The 22,343-nt window shown below is 62.5% G+C and carries 15 protein-coding genes and 7 pseudogenes; 19 read left to right on the top strand and 3 right to left on the bottom strand.

Annotated elements, in window-relative coordinates:
- Positions 1-3: 3 nt before the first annotated feature.
- The 18 genes and pseudogenes from LJU32_06745 to LJU32_06660 all read left to right on the top strand — a co-directional run bounded on the left by LJU32_06745 (position 4) and on the right by LJU32_06660 (position 16,796).
- Positions 4-258: an acyl carrier protein gene (locus LJU32_06745; GenBank protein ID WKV89981.1), complete on the top strand. Its 255-nt coding sequence runs from the start codon at positions 4-6 to the stop codon at positions 256-258.
- Positions 255-800 carry a hypothetical protein gene (locus tag LJU32_06740; protein WKV89980.1) on the top strand — a complete coding sequence of 182 codons (546 nt, stop codon included), beginning with the start codon at positions 255-257 and terminating at the stop codon, positions 798-800. Before LJU32_06745 ends, LJU32_06740 begins: the two co-directional genes overlap by 4 nt.
- Positions 797-2,474 (top strand): annotated as a pseudogene (locus LJU32_06735) (acyl-CoA synthetase family protein). The gene LJU32_06740 and the pseudogene LJU32_06735 overlap by 4 nt, the downstream one beginning before the upstream one ends.
- Positions 2,467-3,200 (top strand): annotated as a pseudogene (locus LJU32_06730) (glycosyltransferase family 2 protein). The pseudogenes LJU32_06735 and LJU32_06730 overlap by 8 nt, the downstream one beginning before the upstream one ends.
- A pseudogene (locus LJU32_06725) lies at positions 3,197-4,143 on the top strand (glycosyl transferase). Before LJU32_06730 ends, LJU32_06725 begins: the two co-directional pseudogenes overlap by 4 nt.
- Complete coding sequence (locus LJU32_06720) at positions 4,124-5,668, top strand: aromatic amino acid ammonia-lyase (GenBank protein ID WKV89979.1); 1,545 nt, start codon at positions 4,124-4,126, stop codon at positions 5,666-5,668. Before LJU32_06725 ends, LJU32_06720 begins: the two are co-directional and overlap by 20 nt.
- Positions 5,661-6,086, top strand: a complete 426-nt coding sequence (locus LJU32_06715; GenBank protein ID WKV89978.1) for an acyl-CoA thioesterase — start codon at positions 5,661-5,663, stop codon at positions 6,084-6,086. Before LJU32_06720 ends, LJU32_06715 begins: the two co-directional genes overlap by 8 nt.
- Positions 6,083-6,685 carry an outer membrane lipoprotein carrier protein LolA gene (locus LJU32_06710; GenBank protein WKV89977.1) on the top strand — a complete coding sequence of 201 codons (603 nt, stop codon included), beginning with the start codon at positions 6,083-6,085 and terminating at the stop codon, positions 6,683-6,685. Before LJU32_06715 ends, LJU32_06710 begins: the two co-directional genes overlap by 4 nt.
- Positions 6,669-8,999 carry a hypothetical protein gene (locus tag LJU32_06705; protein ID WKV89976.1) on the top strand — a complete coding sequence of 777 codons (2,331 nt, stop codon included), beginning with the start codon at positions 6,669-6,671 and terminating at the stop codon, positions 8,997-8,999. Before LJU32_06710 ends, LJU32_06705 begins: the two co-directional genes overlap by 17 nt.
- Positions 8,996-10,159 (top strand): sodium:proton antiporter, encoded by a 1,164-nt coding sequence (locus LJU32_06700; GenBank protein ID WKV89975.1) that lies wholly within the window; start codon positions 8,996-8,998, stop codon positions 10,157-10,159. The genes LJU32_06705 and LJU32_06700 overlap by 4 nt, the downstream gene beginning before the upstream one ends.
- Positions 10,146-11,393, top strand: a complete 1,248-nt coding sequence (locus LJU32_06695) for a tryptophan 7-halogenase (protein ID WKV89974.1) — start codon at positions 10,146-10,148, stop codon at positions 11,391-11,393. The genes LJU32_06700 and LJU32_06695 overlap by 14 nt, the downstream gene beginning before the upstream one ends.
- Entirely contained in the window at positions 11,390-12,115 is a 726-nt protein-coding gene (locus LJU32_06690) for a class I SAM-dependent methyltransferase (protein ID WKV89973.1), read from the top strand. Before LJU32_06695 ends, LJU32_06690 begins: the two co-directional genes overlap by 4 nt.
- A pseudogene (locus LJU32_06685) lies at positions 12,115-12,722 on the top strand (hypothetical protein). The gene LJU32_06690 and the pseudogene LJU32_06685 overlap by 1 nt, the downstream one beginning before the upstream one ends.
- Positions 12,719-13,915, top strand: a complete 1,197-nt coding sequence (locus LJU32_06680; protein WKV89972.1) for a beta-ketoacyl-[acyl-carrier-protein] synthase family protein — start codon at positions 12,719-12,721, stop codon at positions 13,913-13,915. The pseudogene LJU32_06685 and the gene LJU32_06680 overlap by 4 nt, the downstream one beginning before the upstream one ends.
- The gene (locus LJU32_06675) at positions 13,912-14,376 is read left to right on the top strand and encodes a hotdog family protein (GenBank protein ID WKV89971.1); all 465 of its coding nucleotides are present in this window, start codon (positions 13,912-13,914) and stop codon (positions 14,374-14,376) included. The genes LJU32_06680 and LJU32_06675 overlap by 4 nt, the downstream gene beginning before the upstream one ends.
- A complete protein-coding gene (gene fabG / locus LJU32_06670) occupies positions 14,369-15,097 on the top strand; it encodes a 3-oxoacyl-ACP reductase FabG (GenBank protein ID WKV89970.1) in 729 nt (242 codons plus the stop codon). Before LJU32_06675 ends, fabG begins: the two co-directional genes overlap by 8 nt.
- Entirely contained in the window at positions 15,097-16,323 is a 1,227-nt protein-coding gene (locus LJU32_06665; GenBank protein WKV89969.1) for a beta-ketoacyl-ACP synthase, read from the top strand. Before fabG ends, LJU32_06665 begins: the two co-directional genes overlap by 1 nt.
- A 29-nt stretch (positions 16,324-16,352) precedes the next feature.
- Positions 16,353-16,796, top strand: a complete 444-nt coding sequence (locus LJU32_06660) for an excinuclease (GenBank protein ID WKV89968.1) — start codon at positions 16,353-16,355, stop codon at positions 16,794-16,796.
- A 340-nt stretch (positions 16,797-17,136) separates the two neighbouring features.
- Here LJU32_06660 and LJU32_06655 read toward each other — a convergent pair.
- A pseudogene (locus tag LJU32_06655) lies at positions 17,137-18,037 on the bottom strand (LysR family transcriptional regulator).
- Between the two features lie 174 nt (positions 18,038-18,211).
- Here LJU32_06655 and LJU32_06650 point away from each other — a divergent pair.
- Positions 18,212-19,429 (top strand): MFS transporter, encoded by a 1,218-nt coding sequence (locus tag LJU32_06650; GenBank protein ID WKV89967.1) that lies wholly within the window; start codon positions 18,212-18,214, stop codon positions 19,427-19,429.
- 80 nt (positions 19,430-19,509) lie between these two features.
- On the opposite strand, the pseudogene hemE reads toward LJU32_06650, so the two are convergent.
- Both hemE and LJU32_06640 read right to left on the bottom strand, forming a co-directional pair.
- Positions 19,510-20,576: pseudogene (gene hemE, locus LJU32_06645) on the bottom strand (uroporphyrinogen decarboxylase).
- Positions 20,577-20,821: 245 nt separating this feature from the next.
- Positions 20,822-22,239 (bottom strand): annotated as a pseudogene (locus LJU32_06640) (FAD-dependent oxidoreductase).
- Between the last annotated feature and the right edge of the window lie 104 nt (positions 22,240-22,343).

The raw sequence follows: 22,343 nt of genomic DNA, 5'->3' as shown, positions 1-22,343 counted from the left end.
ACCATGCAAACTCGTGACGATATTTTCAACACCCTGCGCGATGCCCTGGTCGAGCTGTTCGAACTGGATCCGGCCCGTGTAAGCATGGACGCCAACCTGTATCAGGACCTGGAAATCGACAGCATCGACGCCGTCGACCTGATCGATCACATCAAACGCCAGACCGGGAAGAAAATCGCCGCCGAAGAATTCAAGTCGGTGCGCACTGTCGGTGACGTGGTCGAGGCGGTGTTCCGTCTGGTTCAACCGGCCGCATGAGCCGACTGATCGGCCTGGGCCTGCTGCTGGCCGGTCTGCTGTACCCCTTTGCGGTGTATTTCGGCATGGAGCATTTCGCCCCGTGGCAATTTGCGCTGCTGCTGGGCAGCCTGTGGCTGGCGCGCGCCCTGACCGGCGAACGCAAGCCCGGCAGCCTGTGGATGGCCTGCACAGCGATCGGGTTCTGCCTGTTGTTGGCGGTATTCGACAGTCCGCAGCTGTTGCGCTGGTACCCGGTGCTGATCAGCGCGTTCATGCTGGTGCTGTTCGGCGTGAGCCTGAAATACGGCCCGCCGATGGTCGAGCGCCTGGCGCGGTTGCGCGAGCCGGAACTGCCTGAGGTTGCCATTCGCTATACGCGCAAGGTGACGCTGGCCTGGAGCGTGTTTTTCTTTTGCAACGGTTTGTGCGCCGCCCTCCTCACTCTGTGGGCGCCGCTGGATTGGTGGATGTTGTACACCGGCCTGATCTCCTATGGATTGATCGGCCTGCTGTTTGCCATTGAATGGCTGATACGACAACGGGTAAGAGGCCGTACATGAATTGGATAAAACTTGAGCAGCTGTTGCTCAAGGCACTGCCAGCACGGGCGATCTGCCAGGCGCCGGCACTCGATCACACGCAACTGCGAGCACAGGCCTTGAGCGTCGCCGCTGGTCTGCAAAGCCGAGGCGTGAAACGTCTGGCTGTGCATCTGGAAGATGCTGCCGACCTCGCCATCGCCCTGCTCGGTGCATGGCGTGCCGGCGTCAGCGTGTTGCTGCCGGCGGATCTGCAAGCGCAGACACGTCAGCGCTGGTCGCAGGAAGTCGATCTATGGCTGACCGATCAATCGGGCGACGCACAGGTGAACGACTTCACCCAACCCGGACTGCCTGGCGCCGCACTGGATCTGGATCAGTGTCGGCTGAGCCTGTGCACCTCCGGCTCCAGCGGCGAACCCAAGCGCATCGACAAGACCCTGCGCCAGTTGGCCAACGAGGTCGAAGCGCTGGAGCAGTTGTGGGGCGCTGACCTCGGTCAAGCCTGCATCATCGGCAGCGTCGCCACCCAACACATCTATGGCCTGCTGTTCCGCGTGTTGTGGCCACTGTGCGCCGGGCGCCCGTTTGTGCGCCGGCAACTGGCCTTTTCCGAAGACCTGCAGCGCGCCAGCCGCGAGCATCCGGCCTTTGCCTGGGTCGCCAGCCCGGCGCTGCTCAAGCGCATGGGCGACAACCTCGACTGGCCGGCCCTGAGCGCGGTGCGCCGGGTGTTTTCCTCCGGGGGCGCGTTGCCACTGGAGGCTGCGCAAAGCCTGCAACAGCGCTTGCAGCAATGGCCGACGGAAATCCTCGGCAGCTCGGAAACCGGCGGCATCGCCTGGCGTCAGGGCGAGTCGTTGTGGCAACCGTTTGCTGGCGTCGAACTGAGCCAGGACAGCGACGGCGCCCTGCTGATCGCCTCGCCTTACCTGCCTGCCGGCCATGTCGAACACAGCGCCGATGCCGCGCGCATTGCCGCCGATGGTCGCTTCGAGCTGCTGGGGCGACTGGACCGCATCGTCAAACTGGAAGAAAAACGCATCTCGCTGCCGATGCTCGAGCAGGCCTTGGCAGCCCATGACTGGGTCGCCGAGGCGCGCCTCGGTGTCGTGCAGGAAAACCGCGCCTCGCTCGGTGCGCTGCTGGTGCTCAGAGAATCAGGCCTGTTCGCCCTGCGCGAGCATGGCCGCCGTGGCCTGACCGAGACCCTGCGCAAACATCTGAGCCAATATTGCGAAGCCCTCGCCCTGCCCCGACGCTGGCGCCTGCTGCGGCAAATGCCGTTGAACAGCCAGGGCAAACTGGCGCAAGCCGACGTCGAAGCGCTGCTGCTGGCCGCACGGCCGAAAGCCCCGAAGTGCTGGAGCAAAGTGCAAGCGACGGCGAGTGGAGCCTGCAACTCAGCGTGCCGCCGGATCTGGCCTACTTCAGCGGACACTTTCCCAAGGCACCGGTGTTGCCCGGTGTGGTGCAGGTGGAATGGGCGCTGAATCTGGGTCGGCAGTTGTTGAATCTGGACGGCGCGTTTGCCGGAATGGAAGTGCTGAAATTCCAGCAACTGGTGCGCCCGGGGATGCAATCCAGCTGCATCTGCGTTTCGATGCCGAGCGCGGCAAGTTGTATTTCGCTTATCGCAACGACACGGCGACGTGTTCCAGCGGACGCATTCTCCTGGGGCCTGCCCATGCATAACCCCTGCGCCGTAATCCCGGTGTACAACCACGAAACCGCGATCACCACCGTGGTCGATGCCCTGCTCGCACAAGGTCTGCCGTGCATTCTGGTGGACGATGCCAGCGAGCCGTCCTGCGCACGGGTGCTCGACGCACTGGCCGAGCGCGACAGGGTTTTCTGGTGCGCCTGACGGCCAATCAGGGCAAGGGCGGCGCGGTGATGACCGGTCTGCGTGAAGCCTCGCGTCTGGGTTACAGCCATGCCTTGCAGGTCGATGCCGACGGCCAGCACGATTTGCACGACGTCGCGCGCTTCGTCGGCGAGTCCTGCGCCCATCCCGAGGCGATGATCTGCGGTTATCCGCTGTACGACGAGAGCGTGCCGAAAGGCCGACTGTACGCGCGCTACCTGACCCACGTGATGGTGTGGATCAACAGCCTGTCGTTGCAGATTCGCGATTCGATGTGCGGCTTCCGTGTTTATCCGCTGGCGCCGACTCTGGCGGTGATCGATTCGGCCAAGGTCGGCAAGCGCATGGATTTCGACTCGGACATTCTCGTGCGTCTGGCCTGGCGCAATCAGCCGATGCGCTGGCTGCAGACCAGCGTGCATTACCCGCTGGACGGTGTATCGCACTTTCGCCTGTTCCACGACAACGCGCTGATTTCCAGCATGCACACGCGGCTGTTCTTCGGCATGTTGCTGCGTTGGCCGCTGATTCTCTGGCGGCGGTGGAAACCATGAACGAAGAAGTCGACAAGAAGCACTGGGCCGACCGCGAAGAGCGCGGCAGTTTCCTGCTGATGAAATTCACCGCGTTCGCCGCCAAAGTCCTCGGCCGCCGCCTGCTCAGTCCGTTGCTTTATGGCATCGTCCTGTATTTTTCCTCTTCGGCCGCGTCGCCCGGCGCAGTGCCTGGCAGTACCAGCAGCGGCTGGCCGCGTGGAGCCGGCGCGACGACTTGCGCCCGAGCCACTGGCGGGTGTTTGGCCAGTTCATGACCTTTGCCGATTCGCTGCTCGACAAGCTCGACGTGTGGAACGGCAAGCTGAGCATCGAGCAGATCGAAATCATCGACCCGGCCCTGCTGCGCAAGCAGTTGCGCGGCAGTCGCGGGCAACTGCTGGTCGGCGCGCATCTGGGCAATCTCGAAGTCTGCCGCGCGCTGGCGGAGATCGGCGAAAAGGTCACCATGAACGTGCTGGTGCACACCAAGCACGCCGAGCAATTCAATCGCCTGCTCGGCGAGGCCGGGGCGACCAATCTGCGCCTGATTCAGGTCAGCGAACTCGACCCGGTGATCATGCTGCAACTGCACGAACGACTGGAACGCGGCGAGTGGCTGGCGATTGCCGGCGACCGCGTGCCACTGCATGGCGGGCGCAGCGTGACGGTGGATTTTCTCGGCCATCCGGCGCCATTTCCGCAAGGCCCGTGGTTGCTGGCCGGCCTGCTCAAGTGTCCGGTCAACCTGCTGATGTGCCTCAAGCAACTCGACGGCCACTATCGCCTGACCCTCGAACCGTTCGCCGACGCGGTGGTGTGGACACGCCGCGAGCGCGAGCAGGTCATTCATCAGTGGGCCACGCGCTACGCGCAGCGCCTGAGTCACTATTGCCTCGAAGCCCCGCAGCAATGGTTTAACTTTTACCCTTTCTGGAAGACCGATGACGACGCCAACCCATGAGCCGGTAACCTTCGGCGAACGCCCTTTGCGCATCGAAGACGTGCTGGCCCTGGCCAACCGTCAGGCGCCCGTGCAGTTGCAGGCTGACGCCGACTATCGCGAGCGCATCGCCAAGGGCGCGCGGTTTCTCGATTCGCTGCTGGACAAGGAAGGCGTGATCTACGGCGTCACCACCGGTTACGGCGATTCCTGCGTGGTCGCGGTGCCGCTGCATCACGTCGAGGCGCTGCCGCGTCATCTCTACACCTTTCATGGTTGCGGCCTGGGCAAACTGCTCGACGCGCAGGCGACCCGTGCGGTGCTGGCGGCGCGTTTGCAGTCGCTGTGTCACGGCGTTTCCGGGGTGCGCGTCGAACTGCTCGAGCGTCTGCACGCGTTTCTCGAATACGACATCCTGCCGTTGATTCCCGAAGAGGGTTCGGTGGGTGCCAGCGGCGATCTGACGCCGCTGTCCTATGTCGCCGCAACCCTGTCCGGCGAGCGCGAGGTGATGTTTCGTGGCGAACGTCGTCAGGCTGCCGACGTGCATCGCGAACTCGGCTGGACGCCGCTGGTGCTGCGCCCGAAAGAAGCGCTGGCACTGATGAACGGCACAGCGGTGATGACCGGCCTCGCCTGCCTCGCCTTCGCTCGCGCCGATTACCTGCTGCAACTGGCCACGCGCATCACCGCGCTCAACGTCGTCGCGCTGCAAGGCAACCCGGAGCACTTCGACGAACGTCTGTTCGCCGCCAAACCGCACCCGGGACAGATGCAGGTCGCCGCGTGGCTGCGCAAGGATCTGGCAATCGACGCGCCGACTGCACCGCTGCATCGTCTGCAGGATCGCTACTCGCTGCGTTGCGCGCCGCATGTGCTCGGCGTGTTGGCCGACAGTCTGAACTGGCTGCGCGGCTTCATCGAAACCGAGCTGAACAGCGCCAACGACAACCCGATCATCGATGCCGAAGCCGAGCGTGTTCTGCATGGCGGGCACTTCTACGGCGGGCACATCGCGTTCGCCATGGACAGCCTGAAAAACCTTGTGGCCAACGTCGCCGATCTCCTCGATCGGCAACTGGCGCTGCTGGTCGACGAACGCTACAACCACGGCTTGCCGAGCAACCTCTCCGGCGCGCCAGCCGATCGGGCGATGATCAACCATGGCTTCAAAGCGGTGCAGATCGGCACCAGCGCCTGGACCGCCGAAGCGCTGAAAAACACCATGCCGGCCAGCGTGTTCTCGCGCTCCACCGAATGCCATAACCAGGACAAGGTGAGCATGGGCACCATCGCCGCCCGTGATGCGATTCGCGTGCTGGAGCTGACCGAACAGGTCGCCGCCGCCACCCTGCTTGCCGCCAACCAAGGCGTGTGGCTGCGCGCTCAAGCCTTCGATGCGCGTCCGTTGCCACCGGCGCTGGCGGCGATGCACGAAGAACTCGGCAAGGACTTCCCGCCGGTCATCGAAGACCGCGCCCTGGAAGGCGAACTGCGCCTGTGTCTGCAACGCATCGCCGCGCAACACTGGAGGCTGCATGCGTAGTGCCGGAGTGCTTCACGCCGATACCGAGATTCTCGTGCCGTTTTTCGACGTCGACACCATGCACGTGGTCTGGCACGGCCATTACGTCAAATACCTCGAAGTGGCGCGCTGTGCGCTGCTGGACAAGATCGGCCACAACTACACGCACATGGTCGAGTCGGGTTACGCCTGGCCGATCATCGACCTGCAATTGCGCTACGTGCGCGGCGCGGTGTTCGGCCAGCGGCTGAACGTGCGAGCCAGTCTGGTCGAGTGGGAAAACCGTCTGAAGATCAATTATCTGATCACCGATCTGCAGACCGGCGAACGCCTGACTCGCGCCAGCTCAGTGCAGGTCGCTGTTGAAGTCAGCAGCCGCGAGATGCAACTGGCTTCACCAAAAGTCTTCACCGATGCCGTGGAAAGGATGCTGCGATGAATGTGTTTTTCAGAAGCCTCGGCGCGCTGGCGCTGCTGGCCGTGTCGTCATGGGCCAATGCCTTCGACCTGCAACAACTCAGTGAACAACTGGCGAAACCGGACGTGATCCACGGCCAGTTCATTCAGGAAAAACACCTGCGCGCCCTGCCGCAGCCGCTGGTCAGCAAGGGCAGCTTCGTCCTCGCCAAAAATCATGGCCTGCTGTGGCTGTTGAAAACCCCGTTGCAACAGGATTACCGCATCACCGCCAATGGCATTGCCCGCCGTGACGCCAGCGGCTGGCAACTGCTGCCGAACAAGAGCGCCGGTGCCGAGCAGAACCGGCTGTTTCTCGCCGTGCTGCAAGGTGACAGCAGCGGTCTGCAACGGGATTTCGAACTGGCCCTGAGCGGCACGGCGCAGCAGTGGCAACTGACCCTGACGCCGCGTTCGGTGCTGCTCAAGCAAGTGTTCAAGCAAATCAATATTGACGGCGGTGCTCTGGTGCAAAGCATCGAACTGCTGGAAACCCAGGGCGACAGCACACTGCTGCGCATGCAGGACAGCACGGCCGGGCAACCCCTGAGCGAAGCGGAGCAACATGACTTTGCCGAGTGAACGCAGGCTGCCCTGGCTGTTTCTGAGCCTGCTGCTGGCCGTCGTCGCGCTGGCTGCCTGGCAGTGGCGCGACGGCGCGCCGCTGTCGGCCAATCTCATGGAGCTGGTGCCTGGCACCAATCCAGACGCGCTGGAATTGCGCGCCGAGCAGCGCATGCAAGAGCCGCTCAACCGCGAAATGCTGGTGCTGGTCGGCCACGCCGATCGCCAGCAAGCGCTGACCATGGCTCAGCAACTGGGCGAACAATGGCAGGCCAGCGGTCTGTTCGAAACCGTGCAATGGAACCTGCAAGCCGACTTACCGGCGCTGCGCAAGCAATTGCTGCAAGGGCGTTTGGCGATGCTCTCGACGGATGACCGGCAACTGCTCAGCGAGCATCCCGAGGTGTTCATTCAGCAGCGGGTGCAGGCGCTGTTCGACCCGTTCAACGGCTTTACCCTGGTGCCGAGCCAGGACGATTGGCTGGGCCTGACCGGACGCATCCAGAACAGCCAGCCAAAGCATGGCGCGGTGCAACTGGACATCGGCAGCGGCGCATTGGTCGCCGATGCTGGCGGCAAGAGCTGGGTGATGCTGCGGGCGCGTACCACCGGCAACGCCTTCGACATGAACCTGCCGCTGCAAGTGGCAGAACTGCTCCAGCACAGCCGTGAACAGGCGGCGCAAAGCGACGTGCAGTTGCTTGCCGCCAGTGGCCTGCTCTACGCCGCCAACGGCCAGCAACAAGCCACCCGCGAAATGACCTGGGTCGGCGGTGGTGCGACGGTCGGCATTCTGCTGTTGCTGCTGTTGGCGTTTCGTCGCTGGGGCGTGCTGCTGGCGTTTGTGCCGGTGCTGGTCGGCATGCTGTTCGGCGCGGTGGCTTGCGTGGCGGTGTTCGGTCACATGCATGTGATGACGCTGGTGCTCGGCTCGAGTCTGATCGGCGTTGCCGTCGATTACCCGCTGCACTATCTGTCCAAGAGCTGGAGCCTCAAGCCTTGGCGCAGCTGGCCGGCCCTGCGCCTGACCTTGCCGGGGTTGACCCTGAGCCTGATCACCAGCGTCATCGGCTATCTGGCGCTGGCGTGGACACCGTTTCCGGCATTGACGCAGATCGCGGTGTTCTCCGCTGCCGGCTTGCTCGGTGCCTATCTGTCGGCGATCTGCCTGCTACCAGCGCTGCTGAGGAATGTCCAACTGCGCCCGGCGCAATGGCCGCTGCGTCTGGCCGAACGCCTGATTCAGCTGCGCGAGGCACTGCTCGCTTGCATCCGCACGCCCGTGTTGCTGGCGCTGCTGATCGCCTTCTGCGTCGGCGGCCTGATGCAGTTGCAGAGCGAAAACGACATCCGCCAATGGGTCGGTGCGCCGCAGCATCTGACCGACGAAGCGCAGACCATCGCGCGCATCACCGGGTATCAACCGACCAGCCAGTTCTTCCTGATCCGCGCGGCCAATCAGGAGCAGTTGCTCGAGCGCCAGGCGGCGCTGAGCGAGCGGCTGCAGCAACTGGTCAATCTCGACAAGCTGCAAGGCTTTCTGGCCCTCGATCAACTGGTCAGCGCGCCGAGTCAGCAACAGCAGGTGCGCGAATCACTGAACAAGCTGCCGTCGCTCTGGCAACCGCTGCTCGATCTCGGCGTGCCAGCAGCGGCTTTGCAAAACGAACTGCAGCAGTTACAGACGCTGCCCACTGAAGACATCGACGCCGCGCTGGCCGGCCCGCTCGGCGAGCCGTATCGCACACTGTGGCTTGGCCCGACGGAAGACGGCGTTGCGGCAATGACCAGCCTGCAGGGCTTGAACAATCCGTCGTTGTTGCGTGTGCAGGTGCTCGATCTGCCGGGAGTGGTGCTGGTTGATCGTCTCGGTGACCTGAACAAGGTCTTTGCCGCCACACAGATCAGCGCCGCTGAACTGAAACTCGCCTCCTGCGTGTTGATCGTTCTGGTGCTGATGCTGCCGTTCGGCCTGACCGGCGCGCTGCGTATCGTTGCCCTGCCGCTGCTGGCGGCGCTGTGCAGTCTGGCCAGCCTCGGCTGGCTCGGTCAGCCGCTAACCCTGTTCAGCCTGTTCGGCCTGTTGCTGGTGACGGCGATCAGCGTCGATTACGCGATCCTCATGCGCGAGCAGGTCGGCGGTGCAGCGGTGAGCCTGCTCGGCACCTTGCTCGCTGCGCTGACAACGTGGCTGTCGTTCGGCCTGCTGGCAGTGTCCAGCACGCCAGCGGTGAGCAATTTCGGCCTGTCGGTCAGTCTCGGTCTGGCGTTCAGCTTCATGCTCGCGCCATGGGCCGGGCGCCACGAACCGATCGCAGAGACAAACGCATGATGGTCTTCGGCTTCTGGTTGCTGGCCTTGGCGCTGTTTGCCCTGGCGACCCGGGTCGGCCGCCATGTCGGCCTGATACCGATCGTCAGTCAATTGCTGCTGGCGAGCTTCGGTTTGCCGTTGCTGATGTATTTCTGGATCGAGCCGGGCTGGCAGCTCAGCGGCGCACAGCTGATCGCACCGGACTGGTTGAGAAACCTCTACAGCCTGAGCTTCGCCTTGCTGCTCGGGCATATCCTCAGCGACGTCATCGACCTGCGTCTGGATCGCCAGAGCGTAAAAATCGCCGTGCCGAGTTTCGCTGTGCCGTTCGCTTGCGGGCTGGCGGTCGCGTATTGGTTGCTGCCGTCGCAGCCGTGGCTCAACGCACTGGCCATCGGCCTGGTCTTCGCGATTACGGCGATCCCGGTGTTGTACCTGTATTTGCGTCACATCGATTACCCGCCCGCTGCCACCCGGCGTCTGGTGCAGACCGCGATCCTTATCGACCTGACCTGCTGGACGCTGTTCGGCCTCGCCCAGGGCAGTCTGCACTTGAGCAGCCTGTTGCTGCCTGTGGCCATGGCCGGCGTGCCGCTGCTTTTGCACCTGCTGCGCGTGCGTCGCCCGCTGACTTACAGCCTCGGCTTCTTCGCGTTGCTGGTGATGGCGGAGCATTACAAACTCAACGCGCTGATTTTCGGCATCGGCTATCTGCTGTGCATGGCGCTGCTGAAAGTGCCGTTGGTGCTGCCGCTGCCGACGCGCTGGATGAGCCGCTTGCAGACGTGGATCGCGATCCCGCTGATCCTCACGTTCGGCATCGTCCAGATCGACGTGCACAGCGCCCTCGCCAGCCTAGGCGCCGGGCAGTGGGCGGCGCTACTGCTGTTGCCGATTGCCAGTAAACTGCTCGGCAACTGGCTCGGCCTCGGTTGGGCGGGCGCCTCGTTCGCTGGCGCCAGCCGCTGGCGCGAAAGCGTGCTGCTGAACATTCGCGGCCTCAGCGAAATCGTCTTTCTCAACCTGTTGTTGCAACAACAGCTCATCACCCCGGCGCTGTATTTCGCGCTGATGCTGATGGGCCTGATCGCGACGCTGCTGCCGGCCCTGATCGGCCTGCATCGCGCGCCCCTGAATCTGAACAGTCCCTTGCCCCGGAGCTCACGTGCCAATCGTTGAAATGGAATCCCGTCAGGTCGTGATCATCGGTGCCGGCCCGTCCGGCGCTATCGCCGCCGCCCTGCTCAAACGCAAGGGCCACGATGTGCTGGTGCTCGAGCGCCAGCACTTCCCGCGCTTCTCCATAGGCGAAAGCCTGCTCAGCCATTGCCTGGATTTCGTCGAAGAAGCCGGCATGCTCGACGCCGTCAACGCCGCCGGTTTCCAGCGCAAGACCGGCGCGGCGTTTGCCTGGGGCGAGCGCTACAGCGCTTTCGATTTTGGCGACACTTTCACCGCCGGCAAGCCGACCACGTTCCAGGTGCAGCGCGCCGATTTCGACAAGTTGCTGGCCGATCAAGCGGCACTGCAAGGCGCAGAAATCCGCTATGGCGATGCGATCGTCAGCGTCGATTTCGATCAGGCGAAACCATTCCTTGATGTGCGTCGCGAAGACGGCAGCGAGTACCGCGTCGAAGCCGATTTCGTGCTCGATGCCAGCGGCTACGGCCGCGTGTTGTCGCGCCTGCTGGATCTGGAAGCACCGTCGAATTTCCCGGTGCGTCAGGCCGTGTTCACCCACGTTGAAGATCACATCGACAATCCGGCGTTCGACCGCGAAAAGATCCTTGTCACCACCCATCCCGAGCATCGCGATGTGTGGTTCTGGACCATACCGTTCAGCAATGGCCGCTGCTCGGTGGGCGTGGTGGCTGCCGCCGAGCACTTCGCCGGTCGCGATGCCGATCTCGATGCCTGCCTGCGCAGTTTTATCGCCGAGACGCCAAGCCTCGCCGGGGTTCTGAACAACGCGGTCTGGGACACCCCGGCGCGCACCCTCGGCGGCTACGCGGCCAACGTGAAAACCCTGCACGGCCCGGGCTTCGCGCTGCTGGGCAACGCCGCAGAATTTCTCGACCCGGTGTTCTCCTCCGGCGTGACCATTGCCATGCGTTCGGCGAGCATGGCTGCCGGCGTGCTGCATCGTCAGTTGCAGGGTGAAACGGTGGACTGGCAACGTGAATTTGCCGAGCCGTTGAAACGCGGCGTCGACACGTTCCGCTGCTACGTCGAAGGCTGGTACGCCGGCACCTTCCAGGACGTGATTTTCTACGAGGACAGCCAGGCCGAGATTCGCCGGATGATCTGCTCGATCCTCGCAGGTTACGCCTGGGACGAGCGCAACCCGTTCGTCAGCGAAGCGCGGCGCCGGCTGAAGATGATTTCCCAACTCTGCGCGCAGGACACCCCATGAATTACCTGAGCGACAGCTACGTCGAGGAAACCCGCTTCGGTCTCTGGTTCCTGCGCAGCCACACCTGGCAGCACCATGTGCTGCGCGTGGCGATCAACGACTTGCGTGGCTTGTTCAGTGAAGCGCTGCCGGAACACCCGGTGCTGCTGGACGCCGGTTGCGGGCAGGGCAAGTCGTTCGGCCACCTGCGCCAGACCTTCGCCCCGCAGCGCCTGATCGGCGTCGACGCCGACCCGCACAGCCTGCAACTCAGCGCCGAAGAGGCCGCGCGCCTGGGCATGCCGGTCGAGTTGATCGGCAGCGATTGCGCCACGCTTCAAGTCGCCGATGACAGTGTCGATCTGCTGTTCTGTCACCAGACCTTTCATCACTTGGTCGAGCAGGAAAAGGCCCTGGCGGAGTTCTATCGCGTACTGAAACCGGGCGGCTATCTGCTGTTCGCCGAGTCCACCGAGGCTTACATTGATACCTGGGTAATTCGCTGGCTGTTCCGCCATCCGATGCATGTGCAGAAGAGCGCCGCCGGCTATCTGCAGATGATCCGCGAGCAGGGTTTCGAGTTTGCCGAGCGCAATGTGTCCTACCCGTATCTGTGGTGGAGCCGGTCGAAGGATTTTGGTTTGCTGGAGCGGTTGCGTTTGAGCAAACCCAAGCCATTCGGTGAGCGTGAAGAGACGCTGGTGAATGTTGTTGCGCGCAAGCCATTGCAAGGTGAGATCTGATGCACCACTTTCGACCTGAATACATTGGTCCCTGTGGGAGCTGGCTTGCCAGCGATGGCGGTGTGTCTGTCAAAAAAATGCTGGATGTGCGGACGCCATCGCTGGCAAGCCAGCTCCCACAAGGTTTGTGGTGTGGCTAGTATTGGTGCTATTTGCCTTGCTCAGCGCCTGCGCCAGCCAGCCGCCACTACCCGCAGCCAACCCGACTTTGCCCCTGCCGCTGCAACTGCACATCGAACGCGAGCAAGCCGGACAGCGGCAGGACTGGCTGCTGGTGATCCAGCACGAAGGCGCCGGCACGCGCTGGTCAATGATGGATCCGCTGGGCATTCCCCAGGCCCGCCAGCAGCTGATCGACGGGCATTGGCAGGCCGACGGTCTGCTGCCGCCGAACCCGGAAGCGCGGGAATTGTTCGCCGCATTGCTTTTCGCCCTGACGCCGTCCGCCGAGCTGCTGCGCAACTATCCCGACGCCCGCCAACAGGCCGATCAGCGTTCACTGCCGGCGCGCTGGGACATCCGCTATTCACAACCATTGAGTTTCGAATTGAACCTGCCTCAAGGCCCGCACTATCGCGTTTCCCAGTTAGGTAAATCGACGCCATGACCGCTTATCTGAATGCCCTCGGCGTAATCTGCGCTTTGGGCCGCGACAAGTCTGAAGTCGCGCGCAATCTGTTTGCCGGCGACTGCTCGGGGATGCGCCGCGAGACCGGCTGGGTCGCTGAACGTGAGCTGCCTGTCGCGGGCGTGCACGGTGAATTGGCGCCGATCCCCGCCGAACTGCTCGAACACAGCAGTCGCAACAATCAGCTGCTGCTGGAAGCCGCGCTGCAAGTCCGCGCTGACATCGATCGCGCGATCCAGACCTATGGCCGTGAGCGCATCGGCGTGGTGCTCGGCACCAGCACCTCGGGCATCGACGAGGCCAGTAGTGGTCTGGCCCACTACATCCGCGAGCAGCAGTTTCCCCGCGAATACGACTATCGCCAGCAGGAACTCGGTGCCCCGGCGAATTTCCTTGCCGAATGGCTTCAACTGAGCGGCCCGGCCTACGTGATTTCCACTGCCTGCACCTCCAGTGCCCGCGCGCTGATGAGCGCCCAGCGCCTGCTCGATCTGGGCCTGTGCGATGCGGTGCTGTGCGGCGGCGTCGACAGTTTGTGCAAGCTCACGTTGAACGGTTTTTCTTCGCTGGAAGCCGTTTCAGATGAACGCTGCAATCCGTTTTCCGCCAACCGCAACGGCATCAATATTGGCGAAGCAGCGGTGCTGTTCGTGATGAGCAAACAGCGCGGCGAAGGCCCGGGCATCGCCCTGTTGGGTGCGGGCGCCAGCTCGGATGCGCACCATATTTCCGCGCCGGAGCCAAGCGGTCGCGGCGCCCTGCAAGCGATGCAAAAAGCCCTTGGCCGCGCCAATGTGCAAGCCGGGCAAATCAACTACCTGAACCTGCACGGCACCGCCACTGCGCACAACGACGCGATGGAAAGCCTGGCGGTCGCGGCGCTGTTTCCCGAAGGCGTCGCCTGCTCGTCAACCAAACCGCTGACCGGTCACACCCTCGGCGCCGCCGGCGCGCTGGAAGCGGCGTTCTGCTGGCTGAGCCTGAGTGCCGAAAACCCTGAACAGGCGTTGCCGCCGCACATCTGGGATGGCCAGGCCGATCCCGCGCTGCCGCCACTCAAGTGGGTGACCGCGAGCGAACGCCTGACGTCCATTGCACCGCGCTACCTGATGAGCAACTCGTTTGCCTTCGGCGGCAACAACGTCAGCCTGATTATCGGAGACGCCCCATGAGCCACTGGCCGCTCGCCGAACTGCTGCCGCATGCCGGCGACATGATCCTGATTGACGCCATCGAGCGCTTCGATGACGAGCAGATTTTCACCCGCCTCACGGTCAAGCCCGACGGCCTGTTCAACCTGCCCGACGGCAGCCTGCCGGCGTGGGTCGGCGTCGAGCTGATGGCGCAGAGCGTCGCCGCTTTCGCGGGTTGCCACGCCCGGCAAAAAGGCAATCCGGTGGAGCTGGGCTTTCTCCTCGGCACGCGTAAATTCGAGTGCAACGTCGAAGCCTTTGCGGCCGGCAGCGAGCTGAGCATCCATGGCCTGCGCTCACTGGAAGACGACAACGGCATGGGCGTGTTCGAATGCCATATCCACGGCGACGGCATACATGCCAGCGCTCGGCTCAACGTTTTCCGTCCACCCGAAGCCAACCAATATCTGCAACAGACAAAGGAGTCGCACGATGACTGAATCCGTACTGGTCACCGGCTCCAGCCGTGGCATCGGCCGCGCCATTGCCTTGCGTCTGGCGCAGGCGGGGCATGACATCGTCCTGCATTGCCGCAGCGGCATGACCGAAGCCCAAGCGGTGCAGGCCGAAATCGAAGCACTGGGTCGCCGTGCGCGCATCCTGCAATTCGACGTCGCCGACCGCGAAGCCTGCAGAAGCATTCTCGAGGGCGACGTCGAAAACCACGGCGCCTATTACGGCGTAGTGCTCAACGCCGGGCTGACCCGCGACGGCGCGTTTCCAGCGCTGAGCGATGACGATTGGGACGTGGTCCTGCGCACCAATCTCGACGGTTTCTACAACGTTCTGCACCCGGTGATGATGCCGATGATCCGTCGTCGCGCCGCCGGACGCATCGTCTGCATCACCTCGGTGTCGAGCCTGATCGGCAACCGTGGGCAAGTCAATTACAGCGCCTCGAAGGCCGGCGTGATCGGTGCGGCAAAGGCGTTGGCGATCGAGTTGGGCAAGCGCAAAATCACCGTTAACTGCGTCGCCCCTGGCCTGATCGACACGGCCATGCTCGACGAAAACGTGCCGGTGGAGGAACTGATGAAAATGATCCCCGCGCAGCGCATGGGCACCCCGGAAGAAGTGGCCGCTGCGGTGAATTTCCTGATGTCGGCGGAAGCCTCGTACATCACCCGCCAGGTGCTGGCGGTCAACGGAGGCCTGTGCTGATGAAGCGCGTCGTCGTCACCGGCATGGCCGGCATCACCTCGCTGGGCAGCGATTGGCCGACCATTGCCGGCAATTTCGCAGCCAATCGCAGCGGCATTCGCCGCATGGACGAGTGGGATCGCTTCACTGAGCTCAATACGCGTCTGGCCGGGCCCATCGATGATTTTCTCGTGCCGTCGCACTGGACCCGCAAGCAACTGCGCAGCATGGGCCGGGTTTCGCGACTGGCGGTCGGCGCAGCAGAAAAGGCTCTGGCCGATGCTGGCCTGCTCGGTGACGAATCGATCAAGGACGGGCGCATGGGCGTCGCTTGTGGTTCGTCTACCGGCAGCACTGACGAAATCAAAGCGTTCGGCAACATGCTGCTCAACTCGGTGGCCGAGGGGCTGAACGCCAACTCCTATGTGCGGATGATGCCGCACACCACCGCCGCCAATATCAGCATTTTCTTCGGCCTCACCGGCCGCCTGATTCCGACGTCCAGCGCCTGCACCAGCGGCAGCCAGGGCATCGGCTACGCCTATGAGGCAATCAAGTTCGGCCGCCTGCCGTTGATGCTCGCCGGCGGTGCCGAAGAACTGTGTCCGACCGAAGCCATGGTGTTCGACGCGCTCTACGCCACCAGCCTGAAAAATGATGCACCACAGACCAGCCCACGCCCGTACGACAAGGGCCGCGACGGTCTGGTGATTGGTGAAGGTGGCGGCATGCTCGTGCTTGAGGAGCTGGAACACGCCCTCGCTCGTGGCGCGCACATTCACGCGGAAATCGTCGGTTTCGGCAGCAACGCCGACGGCCAGCACACCACCCGCCCGGAACAGCTCACGATGCGCCGCGCCATGGAGCTGGCCCTGGAAGATGCCGGCCTCACCCCGGACGCCATCGGCTATGTGAACGGCCACGGCACCGCGACTGAACAGGGCGACATCGCCGAAACCCTGGCCACCAGCAGCCTGTTCGGTGAGCACATGCCGATCAGCTCGCAGAAGAGTTTTCTCGGCCACACCCTCGGTGCCTGCGGTGCGCTGGAGTCATGGTTCAGCATCGAGATGCTCAACAGCGACCGTTACGTGCACACCTTCAACCTCGACGAGGTCGACCCGCACTGCGGCAAGCTCGATTACCTGCGCGGCGAGTTTCGTCAGATGCATCACGACTACGTGATGAACAACAATTTCGCTTTCGGCGGCGTCAACACTTCGTTGATATTCCGCCGCTGGGCATAACCGAATCAATCCAGGTCAAGGAGACCTTCATGCACTTCAAGAAATTTGCCGCCGTCACCCTGCTGCTCTGCGCTTTGCCAGCGGTCAGCCAGGCCCGCGACACGGCGGTCTACCTGCCATTCGACAAAGCCGTCGCCGAAGCCACCCGCTCGGGCAAGATTGATGGCAGCGTGAAATTCTATCTGGCCGGCAACACCCCGGCCGGTAAAGTCACCGTGGTCAGCCCCGGCGCCGTGACCAACAAGAAAACCAACGCTTTCAATAAATCTGACGAAGTTGCCTGCGAGTGGGTCGCCCAGTCGGCAATCATCAGCCTGCACCAGGCCGCGAAAAACGCCGGCGCCAATGCCGTGACCAACATCGTCAGCTTCTACAAGAGCAACGAGCGCAAGGACACGCAAACCTACGAATGCCATGCCGGCGCGATCATGGCGGGCGTTGCATTGAAGGGCGATCTGGCGAAGGTTCAGTAAAGGCCAGAAATGACAAGGGCGCCATTCGGCGCCCTTTCACAGACAGGTTGGCATGTCATCGCCGATTACCTGCTTGGCTCTGCGATGGCCGGTTGCCCAGGATCCTCAAAGTCTCACAAGCCCCTTTCGGGATAGTTACTCATAATTTCAAGACGCGCTCGCTCTATTCAGAAATGATCCCTGACCACAAAGTGTGCTGCTACCGGGACCAGCATGTGTGCTGCTTCCGGCTTCTTCGCGAGCAGGCTCGCTCCCACAGGAGCTAGGAGACATACACAATTTCGGTGGAGACCCAGCTCAACTGTGGGAGCGAGCCTGCTCGCGAAAGCGCCGGCCGCCTTCACACCGTCAGCGGCTCGACCTTGCGCGTCAGCAGTTCGACAAACGCCTTGGCCATCGGTGATTTCTGATCTTTGCGCTGCACCAGCCACACCGCCGAGATTGCTTCCGGATCTAGCAGCGAACGGTAGACCACACCATCGATGCGCATGCGTTGGTAAGACGCCGGCAGCACTGACACACCCAATCCCGCCGCCACCAGACCAATAATGGTCATCGCCTCGCCAGCCTCTTGGGCAAAGTGCGGGCTGAAGCCGGCGTCACGGGCCAGACTGAGCAGTTGTGCGTAGAGCCCGCTGCCATAGCTGCGCGGAAAAACACGAACGGCTCCAGCGCCAGCGCCGAGAGAAACAGGCCTTCGTCGCTGCCTTGGGCCAACGGATGCTTGGAACTGAGCACCGCCACCAATGGCTCGCGCATCAACTCCACAACACTCAGTGAATCTGGCAATCCGAGCGGGCGCATGATGCCGACTTCGATCGACTCGTCCACCAAGGCGTCGGCGACCATGGTGCTGCTCATTTCGCGCAGGTTCAGATGCACCGCCGGAAAGCGCTGACGAAAGGAAAAATCGCCTGCGGAATGGTCGAGTTGAACGGTGCCGACGAGGTGAAGCCAATCTTCAGTTCGCCAAGCTCACCAAGCTGCGCGCGCCGGGCCACATCCGCTGCCTTGTCGACCTGCGCCAGCACCAGCCGCGCCTCCTGCAGAAACAACCTGCCCGCCTCGCTCAACTCGACCCGACGATTGGTGCGCTCGAACAGGCGTGCGCCGAGCTGCTGCTCCAGCGCTTGAATCTGCTGGCTCAGGGGTGGCTGCGAGATGCCCAGCACCTGTGCGGCCCGGCCAAAATGCAGTTCTTCGGCGACGGCAATGAAGTAACGCAGATGACGCAATTCCATAGGATTTCCATTAGGTCGCTGAAGCTATCAAACAGGTCGAACAATATATTGGATAGAAACATTAGCCAGCTATATGATTTTTTCATTGCCTGCCCGGCTGCGCTCTCCGAGGTCTGAAGTGAAAACTGCTGTCGCGCCCTTGCCCACGAAATCCCGCCCGCTGCCGACGACGATGTGCGCGCCGAGCTGCAGGAGATCTACATCGAAAAAGGCACGCCGGCGTTCATGCGCACGGTGCTGGCGCTATTCTGTGGCGGCTTTGCGACGTTCGCGCTGCTCTATTGCGTGCAACCGATGATGCCGCTGCTGTCCCACGAATACGGGATCAACGCGGCGCAGAGCAGTCTCATCCTCTCGGTGGCGACCGGCATGTTGGCCTTCGGTCTGCTGATCACCGGGCCGATTTCCGACCGCATCGGACGTAAGCCGGTGATGGTCGCCGCATTGTTCGCTGCCGCGTTGTGCACCATCGCCAGTTCGATGATGCCGAGCTGGCACGGCGTATTGATCATGCGCGCGCTGATCGGCCTGTCGTTGAGCGGGCTCGCAGCGGTGGCGATGACCTATCTGAGCGAAGAAATCCATCCACAACACATCGGTCTGGCGATGGGTTTGTACATTGGCGGCAACGCGATCGGCGGCATGAGCGGACGCTTGATCACCGGCGTGCTGATCGACTTCGTCAGCTGGCACACGGCGATGCTGGTGATCGGCGGTCTGGCGCTGGTCGCAGCGGCGGTGTTCTGGAAGATACTCCCGGAATCGCGCAACTTCCGCGCTCGCTCGCTGCACCCGCGCAGCCTGCTCGACGGCTTCACCATGCACTTTCGCGACGCCGGCCTGCCGCTGCTGTTTCTTGAAGCGTTTGTGCTGATGGGCGCGTTTGTCACGCTGTTCAACTACATTGGCTATCGCTTGCTGGCAGCGCCTTACAACCTGGATCAGGTGTATGTCGGATTGCTCTCGGTGGTCTACCTGTCGGGGATCTACAGCTCGGCGAAAATCGGTTCTTTGGCAGACAAGCTGGGGCGACGCAAAGTGCTCTGGGCGACGATTGCGCTGATGTTCGCCGGACTGGCACTGACCATGTTTACCTCGTTGTTGCTGGTGATCGTCGGCATGCTGGTGTTCACCTTCGGCTTCTTTGCCGCGCACTCGGTGGCGAGCAGCTGGATCGGTCGGCGCGCGTTGACGGCCAAGGGTCAGGCGTCGTCGCTGTATCTGTTCAGTTATTACGCCGGATCGAGCATTGCCGGCACAGCGGGCGGGGTGTTCTGGCATTTGGGCGGGTGGAACGGGATCGGGTTGTTTATTGGTGCATTGTTGCTGATTGCCCTGCTGGTGGCGTTGAAGCTGGCGAAGTTGCCGCCGTTGCAGGGCGTCAAAGCCTGACATAAAACCCTGTGTCCGACATTGGATCGTGCAAACAAAAACGCCCGGCATTTGGCCGGGCGTTTTTTATTGGGCGCTGATCACTCGTGATACTGAGCCGACAGCTCATGCACCGCACGCAGGAACGCGCCAGCATGTTCCGGATCCACCTCGGGCGTAATGCCGTGGCCAAGATTGAACACGTGGCCGCTGCCCTTGCCGTAGCTGGCCAGAATGCGCCCGACTTCAGTGCGGATCGCTTCCGGTTTGGCGTAGAGCACGGTCGGGTCCATGTTGCCTTGCAGCGCGACCTTGTCGCCGACACGGGCACGGGCGTTGCCGATGTCGCAGGTCCAGTCCAGGCCGAGGGCGTCGGCGCCGGCTTCGGCGATGCTTTCCAGCCACAGGCCGCCGTTCTTGGTGAAGAGAATCACTGGCACTTTGCGTCCATCGTTCTCGCGGATCAGGCCGCTGACGATTTTTTCATGTAGGCCAGGGAGAATTCCTGATACGCCGCCGCCGACAGGTTGCCGCCCCAGGTGTCGAAGATCTGCACCGCTTGCGCACCGGCCATGATCTGGCCGTTGAGGTACGAGGTCACCGACTGCGCCAGCTTGTCGAGCAGCAGGTGCATGGCTTGCGGATTGTCGTAGAGCATCGCCTTGGTCTTGCGGAAGTCTTTCGACGAGCCGCCTTCGACCATGTAAGTCGCGAGCGTCCATGGGCTGCCGGAGAAGCCGATCAGCGGTACGCGACCGTTGAGTTCACGGCGGATGGTGCTGACCGCATCCATGACATAGCCGAGGTCTTTGTGCGGGTCAGGGATCGGCAGGGCTTCGATGTCGGCGAGGGTGCTGACGACTTTCTTGAAGCGCGGACCTTCACCGGTCTCGAAGTACAGGCCCTGGCCCATGGCATCGGGAATGGTGAGGATGTCGGAAAACAGGATCGCCGCGTCCAGTTGCGGGTAGCGGTCGAGCGGTTGCAGGGTGACTTCGCAGGCGAATTCCGGGTTCATGCACAGGCTCATGAAGTCGCCGGCGTGGGCGCGGCTGGCGCGGTACTCCGGCAGGTAGCGACCGGCCTGGCGCATCATCCACACAGGGGTGACGTCAACGGGTTGCTTGAGCAGGGCACGGAGGAAGCGGTCGTTCTTCAGGGCAGTCATGTCGGCATCCGGAAAAAAGTGCGGGCATTTTCTCAGAGCGCGAGGCAAAAGGCACGGATGTGGGTCAGCCTTTTGTCTATCGGGTCAATTTGTCGCGCTGGAATGCTGACTTTGCAACACCACAAAACACTGTGGGAGCTGGCTTGCCAGCGATGCAGACAACTCGGTTTGGCAGGTAAACCAAGGAGATGCTATCGCTGGCAAGCCAGCTCCCACAGGTATCGCATTGCAGTTTCGAGCGGCGTTTACACACCCAGGTAATCGAGGATCCCTTCAGCCGCATTGCGCCCTTCAAAGATCGCCGTCACCACCAGGTCGGAACCGCGCACCATGTCGCCACCGGCGAAGATTTTCGGATTGCTGGTCTGGTGCTTGTACTGACCTTGCTCGGGCGCAACAACGCGGCCCTGGCTGTCGGTCTGGATCTCGAACTGTTCGAACCACGGTGCCGGGCTCGGACGGAAGCCGAAGGCGATGACCACGGCGTCGGCCGGGATGATCTCTTCGGAACCCGGGATCGGCTCGGGGCTACGACGGCCACGGGCATCAGGTTCGCCGAGACGGGTCTCGACCACTTTCACGCCTTCGACCTTGTCTTCACCGACGATGGCGATCGGCTGGCGGTTGTAGAGGAATTTCACGCCTTCTTCCTTGGCGTTCTTCACCTCTTTGCGCGAGCCGGGCATGTTCGCTTCGTCACGACGATAGGCACAGGTCACCGATTTGGCGCCCTGACGGATCGACGTGCGGTTGCAGTCCATCGCCGTGTCGCCGCCGCCCAGGACCACAACCTTCTTGCCTTTCATGTCGACGAAATCTTCCGGCGACTTTTCAAAGCCCAGGTTGCGATTGACGTTGGCGATGAGGAAGTCCAGCGCGTCATAAACGCCTGGCAGGTCCTCACCGGCAAAGCCGCCCTTCATGTAGGTGTAGGTCCCCATGCCCATGAACACCGCATCGTACTCGGCGAGCAGTTGTTCCATGGTCACGTCTTTGCCGACTTCGGTGTTGAGACGGAACTCGATGCCCATGCCGGTGAAGACTTCGCGACGATTGCTCAGCACGGTCTTTTCCAGCTTGAACTCGGGGATGCCGAAGGTCAGCAAGCCGCCGATTTCCGGTTCTTGTCGAACACCACCGGGGTTACGCCGCCACGCACCAGCACGTCGGCACAACCCAGACCCGCCGGGCCTGCGCCGATGATCGCCACGCGTTTGCCGGTCGGTTTGACCTTGGACATGTCCGGGCGCCAGCCCATGGCGAACGCGGTGTCGGTGATGTACTTCTCGACCGAACCGATGGTCACCGCGCCGAAGCCGTCGTTGAGGGTGCAGGCACCCTCGCACAGACGATCCTGCGGGCACACCCGGCCGCAGACTTCCGGCAGGGTGTTGGTCTGGTGCGACAGCTCGGCGGCCTGAAGGATGTTGCCCTCGGCGACCAATTTGAGCCAGTTGGGAATGAAGTTGTGCACCGGGCACTTCCATTCGCAATACGGGTTGCCGCAACCCAGGCAGCGGTGGGCCTGATCGGCCGACTGCTGGGGTTTGAACGGTTCGTAGATTTCGACGAACTCTTTCTTGCGTTGACGCAACAGTTTCTTCTTCGGATCCTTGCGCCCGACATCGATGAACTGGAAGTCGTTATTCAGACGTTCAGCCATTACTAAAACCTCTTACACAACAGCTCCAAGCTACAAGCTTCAAGCTGCAAGAAAATCACATTAGTCCGGTACAACGCGTACTAGCTTCAGCTTGTCGCTTGAAG

It is taken from the genome of Pseudomonas sp. B21_DOA (assembly GCA_030544685.1).
Classification (GTDB): domain Bacteria; phylum Pseudomonadota; class Gammaproteobacteria; order Pseudomonadales; family Pseudomonadaceae; genus Aquipseudomonas; species Aquipseudomonas fluorescens_AO.
Note: the sequence above shows the minus strand (reverse complement) of the source record. Positions and strands in the feature narration are given on the sequence as shown.